Here is a 17,716-nt window from a genome sequence, read left to right on the forward strand (position 1 = left end):
CCATGGAGCAGCACCCACCGCACCCGGCGCAGGCCGAGCAGGCCGATCCCCAGGCCCCGTTCCTGGAACTCCTCGCCCGGGGCGCCTCCGCCGACGCCTACGAACAACCCGTGCTGCTCGCGCGCGCGGAGGGCGCGGACCCCACGCGCACAGCCGCCCTGGAGCGCGCCAAGCGGCTCGCGCTCGGCGTGCGGGAGGAGATGGAGGGCAGGCGGCGCCGCGAGGCCGAGCTGTCCGCGCTGTTCGAGACCGCCCACGACCTGGCGGGACTCCGCGACCTCGACGCCGTGCTCCCGGCCATCGTGCAGCGGGCCCGGTCGCTGCTCGGCACCGACGTGGCGTACCTGACGCTGAACGACCCGGCGCGCGGGGACACGTACATGCGCGTGACCGAGGGCTCCGTCGCCGCCCGGTTCCAGCAGTTGCGGCTGGGGATGGGGGAGGGGCTCGGCGGGCTCGTCGCGCAGACCGCACGGCCCTACGTCACCGACAACTACGGGCAGGACGTGCGCTTCCAGCACACCCGCACCATCGACGCCGGGGTCCACGACGAGGGCCTCGTCGCGATCCTCGGGGTGCCGCTGTCGCTCGGGCCGCACGTGATCGGCGTCCTGTTCGCAGCCGACCGCCGCGCGCGGGTCTTCGCACGCGAGGAGATCGCGCTGCTCGGCTCGTTCGCGGCGCTCGCCGCGGCCGCCATCGACACCGCGAACCTGCTCACCGAGACCCGCGAGGCGCTCGGCGAGCTGGAGCGGGCCAACGCGATCATCCGCGACCGCAGCGGTGTCATCGAGCGCGCCTCCGACGTCCACGACCGCCTCGCCGAACTGGTGCTGCGCGGCGGCGGCGTGCACGACGTGGCCGCCGCCGTCTCCCAAGTCCTCGACGGCACCGTCGAGTTCAGCGACGCGGACACCGCGCCGGGCGAGGCGCTCGAGGCGTCCCGCGCCGAGGGCCACGCGGTGCGCCGGGGCGACGACTGGGTCGCGGCCGTCGCCGCCGGCGGCGAACTCCTCGGCGCCCTCGTGCTGCGCGGCCAGGGCCGGCTCGACCCCGTCGACCAGCGGACCCTGGAGCGCGCCGCGATGGTCACGTCCCTGCTGCTCCTTGCGCGCCGTTCGGCAGCCGAGGCGGAACAGCGGGTGCGAGGGGAGCTGTTGGACGACCTGCTCGACGCCCGTGACCACGATCCGCGCCTGCTGCGCGAGCGCGCCGCCCGGCTCCACGCCGACCTCGACACCGCGCACGCCGTGCTCGCCGCCCGCCCGGAGACGGCCGGTGCCGACGCCGAGGAGGAGGCCGCCACGCGCCGCCGCCTGTGGTCGGCGGCCAGCCACCTCGCGGCGACGCGGCAGGGCCTTGCCGCCGCACGCGACGGCGGTACGGTCCTGCTCCTGCCGCTGCGTGCGGACGGCACGGCCTCCGACATCGCCGCGCACGTCGCCAAGCGGCTGTCGGCGGCGATCCACGAACCGGTCACTGTCGGGGCCTCCGCGCCCGTCGCGGACCTCGCCACCCGGGCCGACGCGGCGGCGCTCGCGTACGCCGAGGCCCGCCGCTGCCTCGACGCGCTGCGCCTGCTCGGCCGCGCGGGCGAGGGCGCGGCGGCCGAGGACTTCGGCTTCCTCGGGCTGCTGCTCGCCGACAGCCGCGACATCGGCGGGTTCGTCGCCCGCACCATCGGCGAGGTCGTCACCTACGACGAACGCCGGGGCACCGACCTCGTGCGCACGCTCGACGCCTACTTCGCGTCCGGGATGAGCCCGGCCCGTACGAAGGACGCCCTGCACGTCCATGTGAACACCGTCGCCCAGCGTCTGGAGCGGATCGGGCGGCTCCTCGGCGCCGACTGGCAGGCGCCCGCGCGGTCCCTGGAGATCCAGCTGGCACTGCGGCTGCACCGGCTCGCGGGCCCGGACCCGCGCTGACCCCGGACCCGCGCCGACCCCGTACGCGCGCGGCGTACGGGGTCGGCGCGGGTGGTCCGGTTCGCTCAGACGCTGTGCACGTCCGCCCGGCGTTCGGCCGCGGGCTCGCCCGTGGCGCCGTCCTGCGGCTCGATGCCGGCCAGGTCGCGGTGGCGGGTCTCCTTCGCAACGCCGACGGCGATCAGGGTGAGCAGCGCGGCGGCGATCACGTACAGCGCGATCGGCGTCGAACTGCCGTAGTCCGCGAGCAGCGCCGTCGCGATGAGCGGCGCGGGCGCGCCCGCCGCCACCGAGGCGAACTGGGCCCCGATCGAGGCGCCGGAGTAGCGCATCCGGGTCGCGAACATCTCGGAGAAGAAGGCGGCCTGCGGGGCGTACATCGCGCCGTGCAGGACGAGGCCGACGGTGACGGCGAGGATCAGGTTGCCGAAGCTCGCGGTGTCGACGAGGGAGAAGAACGGGAACATCCACAGGCCGACGCCCGCCGCGCCCAGCAGATACACCGGGCGGCGTCCGACCCGGTCCGACAGCGCACCCCAGGCCGGAATGGCCGCGAAGTGCACGGCGGAGGCGATGAGGACGGCGTTCAGCGCGGTCTGCTTGGAGACCCCGGCCGATGTCGTGGCGTACACGAGGATGAAGGCCGTGATCACGTAGTAGCTGATGTTCTCGGCCATACGGGCGCCGATCGCGACCAGGACGTCGCGCCAGTGGTGGCGCAGGACCGCGACGAGCGGCATCTTCTCCACCGCCCCGGCCTCCGCCTTGCGCGCCTCGGCGCGGGCCAGGGCCTCCTTGAAGACGGGCGATTCATCGACAGAGAGACGAATCCACAGACCGACCATCACAAGGACACCGGAGAGCAGGAACGGTATGCGCCAGCCCCACGAGGTGAACGCGTCGTCCGAGATCAGCGCGGTCAGGGCGGAGAGGACGCCGGTCGCGAGGAGCTGTCCCGCGGGGGCGCCGGTCTGCGGCCACGACGCCCAGAAACCGCGCCGCTCGGCGTCCCCGTGCTCGGAGACCAGCAGCACCGCCCCGCCCCACTCGCCGCCGAGGGCGAACCCCTGGACCAGGCGCAGCAGGGTCAGCAGGACGGGCGCCGCCGCGCCGACACTCGCGTAGGTCGGAAGCAGGCCGATCGCGAAGGTCGCGCCGCCCATCATCAGCAGGCTCAGGACCAGGAGCTTCTTGCGGCCGAGGCGGTCGCCGTAGTGGCCGAAGACGAGCGCGCCGAGCGGGCGCGCCGCGAAACCGACGGCGTAGGTCAGGAACGAGAGCAGGGTGCCGACGAGCGGGTCGGACTCGGGGAAGAACAGCTTGTTGAAGACGAGCGCGGCGGCGGAGCCGTAGAGGAAGAAGTCGTACCACTCGATCGTGGTGCCGATGAGACTCGCCGCGACGATGCGCTTGAGGCTGGCGGGGGCGGACGGAGCGGATGCAGAGGCGGCCATGGGTACCACTTCCGGGCGGGTCACGGGGACGGGGACGGGTTCGTGTCGCCACACCGTAGGAACGCGCCGATCGAGCGCACATGTGGTGGACACCCATAGTTGGGCCCACGGGTGTGCGTGCGGCCCCCACCGGTGACGCCCGCGGGAGCGCGCCGGGCCGCGGGGGTGAGGGAGGCCAGGGGTGAGGGAGGCCAGGGGTGAGGGGAGCCAGGGGTGAGGGCAGCCCACCGACCCTCCCGCCGACCCTCCCGCCGGCCCTCCGGCCGGTGCGGCCTGCCAAGGTGGGCCGATCAGGACATGGGAAGGGAAGAGCGTGGGCAAGCAGCGCATCACCGTCTGTCTGCCGCCCGTCGGCCCGGCCGGGCTGAAGCGGGCGATCGGGCAGGCCATGGCCCCCTACCGGTACGACCGTGAGGACCACCCCGATCCGGACCGGGTGGGGGAGTGGGACTACTGGCATGTCTCCGGGGCGAACTGTCTCTTCGACGTGCTCCCCGGCTACGAGGACGACCCGCGGCTCGTGCGCCACGACGACTGGGTCGAGCCCTCCGGGGACCTGCCGCCCTCCCGCTGCCACGGCGGTCCGCGAGGCCTCCTCGACCTCGGTACACCCCGCGCGGCCGAGGCCCGGCGCAGGAGCGACGACTGGAGGGCCTACCAGCTCTTCGCCGCCCGCCACCCGCCGGCGCTCCCCTTCCACCGGTTCGAGGCCGACCTCGGCCGGGAGGCGGCCGTGGCGGCGTTCCGGGAACAGCCCTTGATCCGCGCGATCGACGCCGACCCCGCCCTGGAGGAGCGGTTCACCGGGGATCCCGCCACTCACCTCGACGACGATCTGGAGACGTACGTGGCCCGCCATGTCGCCGCCGTGCTCCCCACCCCCGCGCTGCTCACCCTCGACGGGCGGTGGGTGGAGGCCGGGGGGCCGGACTACGACCGGGCGTTCAACGCCCACCTGGACGGACTGCCCGCCGACACGATGGTGGTGCGGGTGCTCTATCACGCGTGACCGGGATCTTTCGCCCCTGATCGGGGGCTGCCGGTCATGACCGGAGCGGGGCCCTTTCGGGATTGAGCCCGGCACGAGATATCTTGATGTCGAGCAATATGCGCACGACAGCAGACGACGATGGAAGACGTGGAGCGGAGCCCCCGGTGACTGACTCGACCATTATTTACACGCACACTGACGAGGCCCCGGCCCTCGCGACGTATTCCTTCCTGCCGGTCATCGAGGCCTACGCGTCCACCGCCGGTGTGCGCGTCGAGACCCGTGACATCTCCCTGGCCGGCCGCATCCTCGCCGTGTTCCCGGAGTACCTGGAGGAGGGCCAGCGCATCCCCGACGCCCTCGCCGAGCTGGGCGAGCTGGCGAAGACGCCGCAGGCCAACATCATCAAGCTGCCGAACATCTCGGCGTCCATCCCGCAGCTGAAGGCCGCCGTAGCCGAGCTGCAGGAGCAGGGCTACGCGCTGCCCGCGTACCCCGACGAGCCGAAGACGGACGAGGAGCGCGAGATCCGCGCCCGCTACGACAAGGTCAAGGGTTCCGCCGTGAACCCCGTCCTGCGTGAGGGCAACTCGGACCGCCGCGCCCCCGCCTCGGTCAAGAACTACGCCAAGGCCCACCCGCACCGCATGGGTGCCTGGTCCGCCGACTCCAAGACGAACGTCGCCACGATGGGCGTCAACGACTTCCGCTCGACCGAGAAGTCCACCGTCATCGCCGCCGACGACGCCCTGCGCATCGAGCTGGTCGCCGACAACGGCACCACCACCGTCCTGCGCGAGTCCGTCCCGGTCCTCGCCGGTGAGGTCGTCGACGCCTCCGTGCTGCGCGTCGCCGCCCTGCGCGAGTTCCTGACCGCCCAGGTCGCCCGCGCCAAGGAGGAGGGCGTCCTCTTCTCCGCGCACCTCAAGGCCACCATGATGAAGGTCTCCGACCCGATCATCTTCGGCCACGTCGTCCGCGCCTTCTTCCCGGAGACGTTCGCCCGCTTCGGCGCCGACCTGGCCGCCGCGGGCCTCACCCCGAACGACGGCCTCGGCGGCATCTACAAGGGCCTGGAGGCCCTGGAGAACGGCGCCGACATCAAGGCGTCCTTCGAGGCCGAGCTGGCCGCGGGCCCGGACCTGGCCATGGTCGACTCCGACCGCGGCATCACCAACCTGCACGTCCCGTCGGACGTCATCATCGACGCCTCCATGCCCGCGATGATCCGCACCTCCGGCCACATGTGGGACGCGAACGGCGCCGAGGCCGACACCCTCGCCGTCATCCCGGACTCCTCCTACGCGGGCGTCTACCAGGTCGTCATCGACGACTGCCGCGCCAACGGCGCCTTCGACCCCTCCACCATGGGCTCCGTGCCGAACGTCGGCCTCATGGCGCAGAAGGCCGAGGAGTACGGCTCGCACGACAAGACCTTCGAGATCCCCACCACGGGCACCGTCCGCCTGGTGAACAAGGCCGGCGACGTCGTCCTGGAGCAGACCGTCTCCGAGGGCGACATCTTCCGCGCCTGCCAGACCAAGGACGCCCCGATCAAGGACTGGGTCAAGCTCGCCGTCACGCGCGCCCGCGCCACCGGCGACCCGGCCGTCTTCTGGCTGGACGAGGGCCGTGCCCACGACGCCCAGCTGATCAAGAAGGTCGAGCAGTACCTGCCGGAGTTCGACACCGAGGGCCTGGACATCCGGATCCTCTCCCCGGAGGACGCCACCAAGCTCTCCGTCGAGCGCATCCGCCAGGGCCTCAACACCATCTCGGTCACCGGCAACGTGCTCCGCGACTACCTGACCGACCTCTTCCCCATCCTGGAGCTGGGCACCAGCGCCAAGATGCTCTCCGTCGTCCCGCTGATGAACGGCGGCGGCCTCTTCGAGACGGGCGCCGGCGGCTCCGCCCCCAAGCACGTCCAGCAGCTCGTCAAGGAGAACTACCTGCGCTGGGACTCCCTCGGTGAGTTCCTCGCCCTGGCCGTCTCCTTCGAGCACCTCGCCACCACCACCGGCAACAAGCACGCCAAGGTCCTCGGCGAGACCCTCGACCGCGCCACCGGCACCTTCCTCAACGAGGACAAGTCGCCGACCCGCCGCGTCGGCGGCATCGACAACCGCGGCAGCCACTTCTACCTCGCCCTCTACTGGGCCCAGGAGCTGGCCCGGCAGACCGACGACGCGGAGCTCGCCAAGGCGTTCGCCGCGCTCGCCGAGAAGCTCTCCGCGAACGAGCAGAAGATCGTCGACGAGCTGATCGCCGTCCAGGGCAGCCCGGCCGACATCGGCGGCTACTTCCAGCCCGACCCGGCGAAGGCCGCCGCCGTCATGCGTCCGTCGCAGACGCTGAACGAGGCGCTCGCCTCCCTCGCCTGATCCACCGGCACCGCACACCGCCCCGGACGGCTCCCCGCCGTCCGGGGCGGTGTCGCATCCGGCACGCTTTTACCGGTCTGACCTGGGTAGGCTGCGGCGATGAGCACTCTGGATGACGCACGTCCGGGCATGGACCCGGAGATCCGACCGCAGGACGACCTCTTCGGCCACGTGAACGGCCGCTGGCTCGCGACCGAGCCGATCCCCGACGACCGCTCCAGCTGGGGCCCCTTCGTGCAGCTCGTCGACGTCGCCGAGCAGCAGGTCAAGGAGATCATTCAGGAGACCGCGGCGGGCGGCCCCACCGGCCTCGCCCCGGACGAGGCGCGCAAGATCGCCGACCTCTACGCGTCGTTCATGGACGAGGACGCCGTCGAGGCCCGCGGCCTCGACCCGCTGCGCCCCCTGCTCGCGGAGGTGGCAGGACTGACCGGCACACGGCAGCTCGCCGCCTTCGTCGGCCGCTTCGAGCGCCTCGGCGGCTCCGGCCTCTTCGGCTCGTACATCGACACCGACGACCGCGATTCCGACCGCTACCTCTACAACATCCTCCAGGGCGGCCTCGGCCTGCCCGACGAGTCGTACTACCGCGACGAGAAGTTCGCCGAGACCCGCGAGAAGTACGAGGCCTACCTCACCGAGCTGCTCACGCTCGCCGAGCACCCGGACCCGGCCGCCGCCGCACGCACCGTCCTCGCCCTGGAGACGCGGCTCGCCGCAGGACACTGGGAGCGCGCCGAGACACGTGACGTGCAGAAGACGTACAACCTGACGACGTTCGACGAACTCACCAAGCTGGCCCCGGAGTTCGACTGGCGCGGCTACGTCACCGGGCTCGGCGGCAACGACGACACGCTCGCCCAGTCCTGTGTCCGCCAGCCCTCCTACCTCGCCCACCTCTCCACCGTCCTCGCCGAGACGCCCATCGAGCAGTGGCGCGACTGGCTGACGGTGCGCGTGGTGCGCGACGCCGCCCCGTACCTGTCCTCCGCGTTCGTCCGCAACAACTTCGAGTTCTACGGGCGCACGCTCAACGGCACGCCCGAGCTGCGCGCCCGCTGGAAGCGCGCCGTCGCCTTCGTCGAGGGCGCCATGGGCGAGGCCGTCGGCAAGGAGTACGTGGCGCGGCACTTCCCGCCGACGTCCAAGGCGCTCATGGACGAGCTGGTCGCCAACCTCCTCGCGGCGTACCGGCAGTCCATCGCCGCCCTGGACTGGATGACGGACGAGACGAAGGAGCGGGCGTACGAGAAGCTCGCCACGTTCCGCCCGAAGATCGGCTACCCGGACCGGTTCCGCGACTACTCGGCGCTCACCGTCGTCGCCGACGACCTCCTCGCCAACGCGCACGCCGCCGACGCCTTCGAGCACGACCGCCAGATGGCCAAGATCGGCGCGCCGGTCGACCGCGACGAGTGGTTCATGCTCCCGCAGACGGTCAACGCCTACTACAACCCGGGCACCAACGAGATCTGCTTCCCGGCCGGCATCCTGCAGAAGCCGTTCTTCTCGCCGGACGCGGACGCCGCCGAGAACTACGGCGGCATCGGCGCCGTCATCGGCCACGAGATTGGCCACGGCTTCGACGACCAGGGCGCCCAGTACGACGGACAGGGCAACCTGAACGACTGGTGGACCGCCGACGACAAGGCCGCCTTCGAGGGCAAGTCCAAGGCGCTCATCAAGCAGTACGACGGCTTCTCGCCGCGCAACCTGCCCGGCGAGTACGTCAACGGCTCCCTGACCGTCGGCGAGAACATCGGCGACCTCGGCGGCCTCACCATCGGCCACACCGCCTACCTGATCGCGCTCGACGGGGCGGAGGTGCCGGTCGGCGAGGACGGGCTCAGCGGCTCCCAGCGGCTCTTCCTGAACTGGGCATACTGCTGGCGCACCAAGCGGCGCAAGGAGCAGGAGCAGCAGTACCTGACGATCGACCCGCACTCGCCGCCGGAGTTCCGGGCGAACATCGTGCGGAACCTGGACGAGTTCCACTCGGCGTTCTCCACTGCCGTGGGGGACGGGTTGTGGCTCGATCCGGCTGATCGGGTGCGGATCTGGTAGTCGAGGTGGGGCGGGTCCGGGAGGTCGGCGCCTCCCGGACCCGCCGTCTCGGGGCTCCGCCCCGGACCCCGCTGCCTCTCGTACAAGAGCGAGGCTAGATCTGCTTCAGGAAGTCCAGCGTCGCCGTCCATGCCTTCGCCGATGCCTCCGGGTCGTACACCTCCGGGCGGCCGTCGTTGAAGAAGGCGTGGTCCGCCGGGTAGAGGCGCAGGTCCGCCTCGATGCCCGACTGGTCCTTGATGGCGCGGCGCAGGCCGTTGAGGGTGGGCACCGGGATCGACTGGTCCCGCTCCCCGTAGTGGCCGAGGATCTGCGCCTTCAGGCCCGAGAAGTCGGGGACCTCGCCCTGGATGACGCCGTAGAACGGGACGGCCGCGCTGACCCGCGGGTCCTTGGCCGCCAGATAGAGGACGAAACCGCCGCCCATGCAGAAGCCGACCGCGCCGACGGAGTCCGAGGTGACCTCGGGCAGCGACAGCAGGTGGTCGACGGCGCCGGAGAGCAGTTCGACGCCGCGCTCGACGGGCAGGTCCCGCATCATGCGCAGCGCCTCGTCGGAGTCGTGCGCCACGTTGCCGCCGTAGAGGTCGGGCGCGAGGGCGACGAAGCCCTCGCCCGCGAGGCGGTCGGTCACGTCGGCGATATGGTCCGTCAGGCCCCACCACTCCTGGATGACGATGACGCCCGGGCCGCTGCCGGTGGGCGGCAGGGCGAGATAGCCGTGGGCAGGGGTGCCGTTGCTGTCGAACGTCACGTTCTGGTGGGCCGTGCGGCCGGTGGCGCGGGGGGTGCCGGGGGTGTCCGTCACGAGGTGCCTCCTGGGCTGAAGCTCGATGATCGACTCCCACGATGCCACTGCCCCCGCCCGGACATGCGCAGGGGCCGCCGTCTCCCTGCGAACGGCGGCCCCTGCGGGTGGACGCGGCGCGTACGACGTCACATGTGGACGACCGGTGCCGCGTCCGGGTCCTGCTGGACGGCCCCGCGCCGGTACAGCAGGAAGGCGATGACCGCGCCGGCGGCGAAGAAGCCCGCCGACCACCAGAACGCGGTCGTGTAGCTCTCGATCGTGGCCTGCGCCCGGGTCAGCTTGTCCGCCGGGTTGCGGCCCGAGAGGTAGCTGGTGGCGGCGCTCGCGGCGAGCGTGTTCAGCAGCGCGGTGCCGATCGAACCGCCCACCTGCTGCATGGTGTTGACGGTGGCGGAGGCGACGCCCGCGTCCTCGGCGGCGATGCCGCTGGTGGCCAGCGCCATGGCGGGCGGCATCACGGCGCCCAGGCCCGCGCCGATGAGCAGCAGCTGCGGCAGGACGTGCGTGGTGAACCCGGAGTCGAGGCCGATGCCGGTCAGCCACGCCATGCCGATCGCGGCGACGGCGAACCCGGCCGGGATGACGACCTTCGGGCCGATCCGCGGCACCAGGACCGTCGTGGAGACCTGCGCCATGACCATCAGGGTGGCCATCATCGGCAGGAACGCGAGGCCCGTCCTGGTGGGGCTGAAGCCGAGGTTCAGCTGGAGGTAGTAGGTCAGGAAGAGGAACACGCCGAACATGCCCGCGCCCGTGATCAGGACGGTGACGAACGAGGCGGCCCGGTCCCGGTCGAGCAGGACGCGCATCGGGAGCAGCGGGTGCTTGGCCCGCGTCTGCCACCAGGCGAAGGCGGCGAGCAGGACCGCGCCCGCGGCCAGGAAGCCCCAGGTCAGCGGGGAGCCCCAGTCGTGCGTCTCGGCGTTCGAGAACCCGTAGACGAGGGAGAAGAGGCCGGCGGAGACGAGCACCGTGCCGGGCAGGTCGAGCTTGGCGCCCGCCGCGTCGCGGTGGTTGCTCAGGAGGACCCAGCCGCCGATGAAGGCGGCGACGGCGAAGACGAGGTTCACGTACAGCGTCCAGCGCCAGTCGAGCGTGTCGGTCAGGACGCCGCCGAGCAGCAGTCCGACCGCGCCGCCCGCGCCCGCGATGGCGCCGTAGACGCTGAACGCCTTGGCGCGCTCCTTCGCGTCGGTGAACGTCGTGTTGAGCAGGGAGAGGGCGGCCGGTGCGAGCAGCGCGCCGAAGACACCTTGCAGGGCGCGGGCCGTCACCAGCATGCCGAAGCTGGTGGACGCGCCGCCGAGGACCGAGGCGCCCGCGAAGCCCGCGACACCGATCAGGAAGGCGGGCTTGCGGCCGAAGAGGTCGGCGATGCGGCCGCCGAGCAGGAGCAGGGAGGCGAAGGCGAGGGCGTAGGCGGTGACGATCCACTGCCGGTTGCCGTCGGTGAAGCCGAGGTCCTGCTGGGCCGAGGGGAGCGCGATGTTCACGATCGTCGCGTCGAGCACGACCATGAGCTGCGCGATGCCGATGATGCCGAGGATCCACCAGCGCCGGGCCGAGACCTTGGGATCCGGCGGGGTCGCCACGCCGGTCGCGTCGGCCGCTGTCGTCTGGGACATGAGGAGGCCACTCCAGGGATGAGAGTGCGGGGATGAGAGTCCGGGGATGAGAGCGTGCGGGAAAGAAACGAAACGGTTTCGTTCACCGCCTCGACGAGCGTACGACTCCGTAAGCGAAACGGCAACGTTTCGCTGGGGGAGGGTGGCGTGATGTGCGCGACACGCCCCCGGACGCCGATGCCCGGCGCTCCCACGAGGGGAGGCCGGGCATCGGGCGAGTCCGTACGGGCGGGGCGGGTCAGCCCTTCTGCTGGGCGGTCTGCAGAGCGCTGATGCACGCCGAGAGGGCGGTCTGCAGCTCCTCCAGGCGGCGGACCATGTCGTCCTCGTAGATGTCGTCGATCTCCTGGATGTCGTCGAAGGTCAGCTCCTCGAACGCCTTCGTCGCCTTCTGCAGGCTGCTGTAGAACTTCGCGCGGCGCTCCTGCACGCGCAGCTCGGGGTCCGCCTCGACGGTCTCCGCGATGAGCGTGCGTACGGAGTCGTACGCCTCGCGGGCCCACTCGCCCGCCTCCTCGTCCTCGTCGAGCTCGTCGATGAGGGAGAGATGCCGCTCGGCCTCCTCGCGCAGCTCCTGCGGCGCCTCGATCTTCTGGCCGGCGGCCGTCTTGACCTGGCCCTCCTCGGCGATCTTCCGAACGTACTCGAGGCGGTCGCCGGTCTTGGACTCCTCCGCGACCGCTTTCTTCAGATCGTCCGTGCGCACGATGTCGCGGGCCAGGTCCGAGCGGAGCAGCGGGTCCTCGTCCATGCGGTCGAGCAGCGCCTTGCGGGCCGCCTCCGCGGTGCCCGGGTCGGCGAGGATCGCGGCCCGCAGGGCCGTCGGGTTCTCGGCGACCTCCAGGGCCTTGGTCGGCCGGATGCCCTCCGCCTCGGCGGCCTCGGTGATCGCCTGACCGCGCACGCTGGTCGCGCTGGAACGGGACGCGTAGTACTGCAGCCACAGGTCGGCGTCCGGCAACTCGGTCTCCGCGCCCGGCGCCAGCGCCTCGAACTGCGGGACCACGCCGTCGTCCGCCGCCCGGTCCCACGCCTTGTAGAACCGCATGACACGGTCGGCGGAGCACTCGGCCAGCTCGGCGAACCTCCGTGCGGAGACCTTCGGTGATTCCCCGGCGGGCTGGCCCCCGGGGCGCACACTCCTGGCCACCTTCAGAGCGAACGTCCATCCACCGGTACGCGCATAGACCCCGAACTCACGGGCGTCACGAGCGATGACCTCCGGTACGACGTGCCCCCCGGCGCCCTCGGCATCCGCCGGCTGCCAGAAGTTCTCACCGCCGTCGGAGTCGGCCGGTCCGGGCCGGTCCGGTGCGTCCAGCCGGCCCGCCCCGTTTCCGTCGTCCTCGGCATGGCGGGCCTCGGGCACGTCCGCCTCCGGGGTCTGCTCCGCGGCGGTCGTCTCCCCGGTGTCCTCGCCGGACGGAACGGGTGGCTCGGACGAGTCGATGGCTACGGTCACGTAGGTGCTCCTGGGTGCTCGGGCGCGTGCGGTTCGACCCGAAACCTTATCTCCCCGGGCGGCTCCGCCCCGGGACCGACAGCATCAGGCCCCCGGAGGGAGAAGGTGCCGGGCCCGCCGATTGCAGCTCCCCCCACTGCGACCGGCGGGCCCGGGCCTCGACCGTGCGCCGCGGCGGGAGAGCGAGGGCACGGGAGGCTCTGCTCAGCAGTATCCCCAGGGGGACGGCCCTGGTATGCGGGCCGAGTGACCCTCCTGGCTGGGCCGAACGGCCCGCTTTCGCGCGCCCCCGTGGCCCCCCGCGCCACAGGACCCGGCACGGGCCCCGCCCTACCCGCCTTCGGCGACCCGCGCCGACCAGCGCTGCTCGACCCGGGCGAGGCGCCAGTACGCGAGCGCCGCCGCCCACACCGCGACGAAGAGGCCGACGATGACGTAGCCCACGTTGTCGAGGTCGAGGCCGGCGATCCAGCCGGTCACCGCGTCGGTCAGGGCGAGTTTCTCGTGCAGGACGCCGACCAGTTCGATCGTGCCGATGAAGAAGGCGACGGCGATCGAGAGCCCGGTGATGGTGAGGTTGTAGAACACCTTGCGCACCGGGTTGGAGAACGCCCACTGGTAGGCGAAGTTCATGAACGTGCCGTCCAGCGTGTCGAACAGGCTCATGCCCGCCGCGAAGAGCAGGGGCAGGCAGAGGATCGCGTACCAGGGCAGTCCGGCCGCGGCCCCGCTGCCCGCCATGACCATGAGCGTCACCTCGGTGGCCGTGTCGAAGCCGAGGCCGAAGAGGAAGCCGAGCGGGTACATCTGGCCGGGGCGGGTGATCGACTTGGTGAAGCGGCCGAGGACACGGTTCATGAACCCGCGGGAATCCAGGTGCTGTTCCAGTTCTCGCTCGTTGTACGAGCCTTCGCGCATCGCCCGGAACACCTTCAGGATGCCGAGCAGCGCCACCAGGTTGAGGGCCGCGATCACATACAGGAACGTGCCCGACACCGTCGTGCCGACCACGCCGAGCACCTGGTGGGTGCGGGATCCGTCGTCCAGGAGCACACCGGCGAGCGCCGCGCCGCCCGCCACGAGCGCCGCCATCGCCACCACCACGCTGGAGTGGCCGAGCGCGAACCAGAACCCGACCGAGACGGGGCGCTTGCCGTCGGCCATGAGTTTGCGGGTGGTGTTGTCGATGGCCGCGATGTGGTCGGCGTCGAACGCGTGCCGCATCCCGAGCGTGTACGCGGTGATGCCGAGCCCGATGCCGAACGCCTTGTTGCCGACCTCGTAGTGCTCGGGCACGACCAGCAGGAACAGCACGCCGAACGCGACGACGTGCAGCGCCGCGATCACCGCGAGGAGACCCGCCGTACGGACGGTGTCCTCACGGCGCCAGCGGAAAGCGGGGGAGACCTCGGGGGAGTTCCCGGGCAGGGTCATGCCTTGATCACGCTCCAGCACCTCGTGGATCACTTCGTGAGATGCCGTGGCCGGTCTCCTGGCTTACGGGCGTGCGCCGCCGCTCCTGCCTTCCCAGCCGCCCGAGAGCGGCCAGTGGCGTGGTGGAACGGCGTGCTCCGCACCAGCCCCGTCCGGCGGAGGAGACGGTGCGGGACCCGATCACAGTGGCGAGGGCCGCTCCGGACTTGACCCCTGGGGGCCGTCACCGGTCTTCCCGAGCACCACGGCCCGCCCACCTTAAGGGACGGGCCCCGCGGCGCCGCGGGCGGCTACCCCTCCCGGCGTTCGCGCGCCCGCCGGATCTCCTCGTACGCCTTGTCGCGGCCCTCCCAGTGCGAGCCCTCCACGGACTTGCCGGGCTCCAGGTCCTTGTAGACCTCGAAGAAGTGGGTGATCTCCAGGCGGTCGAACTCGGGGAGGTCCTCGATGTCCTGGGTGCCCGAGTGGCGCGGGTCGTGCGCGGGCACGCACAGGATCTTCTCGTCCGGGCCCTTCTCGTCGCTCATGACGAACATGCCGATGGCCCGGCACTCGATGACGCAGCCGGGGAACGTCGCGTCGCCGGTCAGCACCAGCGCGTCCAGCGGGTCGCCGTCGCCGCCGAGGGTGCCTTGCACGTAGCCGTAGTCCGCGGGGTACTGGGTCGAGGTGAACAGCATCCGGTCGAGCCGGATGCGCCCGAGTTCATGGTCCATCTCGTACTTGTTCCGGGAGCCCTGCGGGATCTCCACGATCACGTCGAACGCGTCGCCGCGCGTCTCGCTGCCGCCCAATGTGGCCTCCTTGCCGCATTGCCGCCCGCTCGAATTGCCACCGAGTGTGCGCCGAGCGGGCCCGGGGCGGAACCCCTCGGACCTCAGACGGCGGGGTCGATGGGGAAGACGAGTTCGGGGCGGTCCCACGCGACGGCCGGGGGGCGTGCGACCGCCGTGCCGGTGCGCCGCGCCCCGACGCTGCGGTAGAAGCCCTCGGCGGGCGGATGGGAGACGACGCGGACGTGGTCGAGCCCGGCGGCGTGCGCCTCGTCCCGCATGTGGGCGATCAGGAGGCGCCCGATGCCGAGTCCCTGCGCGTCGTTCGCGACGAACATCAGGTCCAGCTCCGGCGGGACCAGGAGCAGGGAGTAGAAGCCGAGGACGCGCTCGTCCGCCGGGCGGACCGCGACGAAGACCCGGTGCGCCTCGATGTAGTCCGGGCCGACCCGGTAGCCGGCGACCATCGGCGCGTACGGGCCCTCGTAGGCGCGGGAGCCGCGGACGAGCCGGGTCAGCCGCTTGGCGTCGCGCGCGGTGGCCCTGCGCACCGTGATGCCGTGGGCACCGCCGGGGCGCGTCGTGCTCGAGCTCATACGCCGAGTATCACGTATGGCGGCGTGGTGTCAGACCGCGGGGACCGTCGAGTGGACCTGGCGCAGGAACGCGGCGTTGTCGGGGGTGTGGCGCAGCTTGTCGAGCAGCGCTTCGTAGGAGGCGCTGCCGTCCCGGTGGTGGAGCGCCCGGCGCAGTCCGCGCTCGGCGGCCAACTCCGGCGCGGAGAGCAGGAGTTCCTCGCGGCGGGTGCCGGAGGGGGCGAGGTCGACGGCCGGGTGGACGCGGCGGTCGGCGAGCGCGCGGTCGAGGCGCAGCTCCATGTTGCCGGTGCTCTTGAGCTCCTCGAAGAAGTAGTCGTCGGCGCGGGAGCCGGTGTCGACGAGCGCGGTGGCGAGGATCGTCAGGGAGCCGGCCTCCTCGGTGTTCCGCGCGGCCCCGAACAGGCACTTGGGCCCGAGCAGCGCGGCGGCGTCGACGCCGCCGGAGAGGGTGCGCCCGCCCGAGGACGCCGCATTGTTGTGGGCGCGGCACAGCCGGGTGAGGGAGTCGAGCAGGATGACCACGTCGCGGCCGCGCTCGACCAGGCGCTTGGCCCGTTCGACGGCGAGTTCGGCGAGGGCGATGTGCGCCTTGGCGTGCTGGTCGAAGGTGGAGGCGTACACGTCGCCGCGCACGGAGCGCCGCATGTCGGTGACCTCCTCGGGGCGTTCGTCGACGAGCACGACCATGAGGTGGGCCTCGGGGTGGTTGGCGGCGACGGCGGCGGCGAGCTGTTGCAGCAAGACCGTCTTGCCGGTCTTCGGCGGTGCGACGAGCAGGCCGCGCTGCCCCTTGCCGACCGGCGCGAAGAGGTCGACGACGCGGCCCCCGAGGCCGCTCGCCGGCGCCTCCATGCGCAGGCGTTCGGACGGGTGGAGCGGGGTGAGGTCGGCGAAGCGGGGGCGGCCCTGGACGGCGTCGACGGGGGCGCCGTCGACGCTCTCCACGTGGGTGAGCGTGTGCGGCCTGCCGCACGGCCCGGCCACGAAGTCGCCCTTGCGCAGGCCGAACCGGCGGACGAGGGCGGCGGGGACCTGGACGTCGTGCGGGGTCGCCAGCAGGTCGGCGGCGCGCAGGTGGCCCGCCCCGTTCGCGCCGATGTCGAGGACGCCGGCGGCTGTTCTCACCTGCGTGGCGGGTGCTTCCAGAGTGGTGGTGGTCATGGTCGATCACGGTCCTTTCGCGGACGCGGTTCGTACGCGGAGCGGAGAAGGGAAGGGGGGGGACCGGCGAGAGGCGGGGCGGAACATCACGCCCCGTGCGACGGGCGGAGAAGCCCGTGGCCGGAAGGGAGCCTGGCGGTGCGGACCGTCGTCGGACGGAGAATGCGTGCGCGACAGGCGCTGAGAGAAAGAGAGAGAAATTCGGCACCGGCGCCACAGAGGGGGCGTACACACGTGCCAACCGCACTGTAGCACTCACATCCGGGTCGAAGGCAACAGCGGACTTCCCGGCGCGGCGGACCTATGCTGAGCGGCCATGTTCACACCGCAGGGCCCCACCCTCCGCGAGCTGGCCGTTCAGGCGCTGTCGTCGGTCGAGCGCGGCTACGACCTGCTCGCCCCGAAGTTCGACCACACCCCGTTCCGCACCCCGGACAGCGTCCTCACGCCGGTCGCGCGGGCGCTGCTCGACCTCGGCCCGTACGAGAACGGGCTCGACCTGTGCTGCGGGACCGGGGCGGGGCTCGGCGTGCTCCGCGAGGTGTGCGCGGGGCGGACCGTGGGCGTCGACTTCAGCACGGGCATGCTGACCGTCGCGCGCGCGGGCGAACCGGCCGCCTCGTACGTGCGCGGCGACGCCCTCGCGCTGCCCTTCCGGCCGGTCTTCGACCTGGTGGTCAGCTTCGGCGCGTTCGGCCACTTCCTGCCGGGCCAGTACCCGGACCTCTTCGCCCAGGTGCGTCAAGTGCTGCGCCCCGGCGGGCAGTTCGCGTTCCCGCTGCCCGCTCCCGCACGGCCGGGATCGCCCGGGTACTGGCTGATGCTCGGCTTCGACGGCGTGATGCGCGTGCGCAACGCCGTGTGGCGGCCGCCGTTCGTCATGTACTACCGGCCGTTCCGGCTCGGCGACGTACGGCGGGAGCTGACGTCGGCCGGGTTCGACGTGGCGCTGCGGGACCTGCCGGAGCTGGGCGAGCGGCCCGACGGCAGCCCACGCTGCCGCCTGGTCGTGGCCACGCGGCGCGCCTGA

Annotated in this window: 13 protein-coding genes and 1 riboswitch; of the genes, 5 read left to right on the plus strand and 8 right to left on the minus strand. The window is 72.0% G+C overall.

Translation table 11 applies throughout. The features are described 5' to 3' along the window. Positions 1 to 2: 2 nt before the first annotated feature. Positions 3 to 1,928: a helix-turn-helix domain-containing protein gene (locus C1N81_RS38135; RefSeq protein ID WP_394435961.1), complete on the plus strand. Its 1,926-nt coding sequence runs from the start codon at positions 3 to 5 to the stop codon at positions 1,926 to 1,928. Between the two features lie 65 nt (positions 1,929 to 1,993). Here C1N81_RS38135 and C1N81_RS38140 read toward each other — a convergent pair whose 3' ends face one another. Further along, the gene (locus C1N81_RS38140; protein WP_394435962.1) at positions 1,994 to 3,382 is read right to left on the minus strand and encodes an MFS transporter; all 1,389 of its coding nucleotides are present in this window, start codon (positions 3,380 to 3,382) and stop codon (positions 1,994 to 1,996) included. Positions 3,383 to 3,695: 313 nt separating this feature from the next. Between C1N81_RS38140 and C1N81_RS38145 the strand changes: the two genes are divergently transcribed. The 3 genes from C1N81_RS38145 (at position 3,696) to C1N81_RS38155 (ending at position 8,821) form a co-directional block, all read left to right on the plus strand. After that, the gene (locus C1N81_RS38145; protein ID WP_394435963.1) at positions 3,696 to 4,391 is read left to right on the plus strand and encodes a hypothetical protein; all 696 of its coding nucleotides are present in this window, start codon (positions 3,696 to 3,698) and stop codon (positions 4,389 to 4,391) included. Between the two features lie 146 nt (positions 4,392 to 4,537). Further along, positions 4,538 to 6,757 (plus strand): NADP-dependent isocitrate dehydrogenase, encoded by a 2,220-nt coding sequence (locus tag C1N81_RS38150; protein ID WP_394435964.1) that lies wholly within the window; start codon positions 4,538 to 4,540, stop codon positions 6,755 to 6,757. Positions 6,758 to 6,856: 99 nt separating this feature from the next. Further along, positions 6,857 to 8,821, plus strand: a complete 1,965-nt coding sequence (locus C1N81_RS38155) for a M13 family metallopeptidase (protein WP_394435965.1) — start codon at positions 6,857 to 6,859, stop codon at positions 8,819 to 8,821. 94 nt (positions 8,822 to 8,915) lie between these two features. Here the strand turns inward: C1N81_RS38155 and C1N81_RS38160 are convergent, their stop codons facing one another. The 7 genes from C1N81_RS38160 to rho form a co-directional block, all read right to left on the minus strand. Continuing rightward, positions 8,916 to 9,629, minus strand: coding sequence for a dienelactone hydrolase family protein (locus C1N81_RS38160; RefSeq protein WP_394435966.1), 714 nt, complete (start codon positions 9,627 to 9,629; stop codon positions 8,916 to 8,918). 128 nt (positions 9,630 to 9,757) lie between these two features. After that, the gene (locus tag C1N81_RS38165) at positions 9,758 to 11,257 is read right to left on the minus strand and encodes an MFS transporter (RefSeq protein ID WP_394435967.1); all 1,500 of its coding nucleotides are present in this window, start codon (positions 11,255 to 11,257) and stop codon (positions 9,758 to 9,760) included. A gap of 238 nt (positions 11,258 to 11,495) precedes the next feature. Continuing rightward, positions 11,496 to 12,719, minus strand: a complete 1,224-nt coding sequence (locus C1N81_RS38170; protein ID WP_394435968.1) for a hypothetical protein — start codon at positions 12,717 to 12,719, stop codon at positions 11,496 to 11,498. Between the two features lie 330 nt (positions 12,720 to 13,049). Beyond that, a complete protein-coding gene (locus C1N81_RS38175; protein WP_394435969.1) occupies positions 13,050 to 14,153 on the minus strand; it encodes a Nickel transporter NicT in 1,104 nt (367 codons plus the stop codon). Positions 14,154 to 14,183: 30 nt separating this feature from the next. After that, positions 14,184 to 14,415, minus strand: a riboswitch (cobalamin riboswitch). 28 nt (positions 14,416 to 14,443) lie between these two features. Then, a complete protein-coding gene (locus tag C1N81_RS38180; protein WP_394435970.1) occupies positions 14,444 to 14,947 on the minus strand; it encodes an inorganic diphosphatase in 504 nt (167 codons plus the stop codon). A gap of 83 nt (positions 14,948 to 15,030) precedes the next feature. Further along, positions 15,031 to 15,522 carry a GNAT family N-acetyltransferase gene (locus C1N81_RS38185; protein ID WP_394435971.1) on the minus strand — a complete coding sequence of 164 codons (492 nt, stop codon included), beginning with the start codon at positions 15,520 to 15,522 and terminating at the stop codon, positions 15,031 to 15,033. A gap of 30 nt (positions 15,523 to 15,552) precedes the next feature. Beyond that, the gene (gene rho, locus C1N81_RS38190) at positions 15,553 to 16,686 is read right to left on the minus strand and encodes a transcription termination factor Rho (protein WP_394435972.1); all 1,134 of its coding nucleotides are present in this window, start codon (positions 16,684 to 16,686) and stop codon (positions 15,553 to 15,555) included. A 316-nt stretch (positions 16,687 to 17,002) separates the two neighbouring features. On the opposite strand from rho, the gene C1N81_RS38195 reads away from it, so the two are divergent. Further along, positions 17,003 to 17,716, plus strand: a complete 714-nt coding sequence (locus C1N81_RS38195) for a class I SAM-dependent methyltransferase (RefSeq protein ID WP_394435973.1) — start codon at positions 17,003 to 17,005, stop codon at positions 17,714 to 17,716.

The sequence above is a fragment of the Streptomyces sp. SGAir0957 genome, assembly GCF_043523415.1.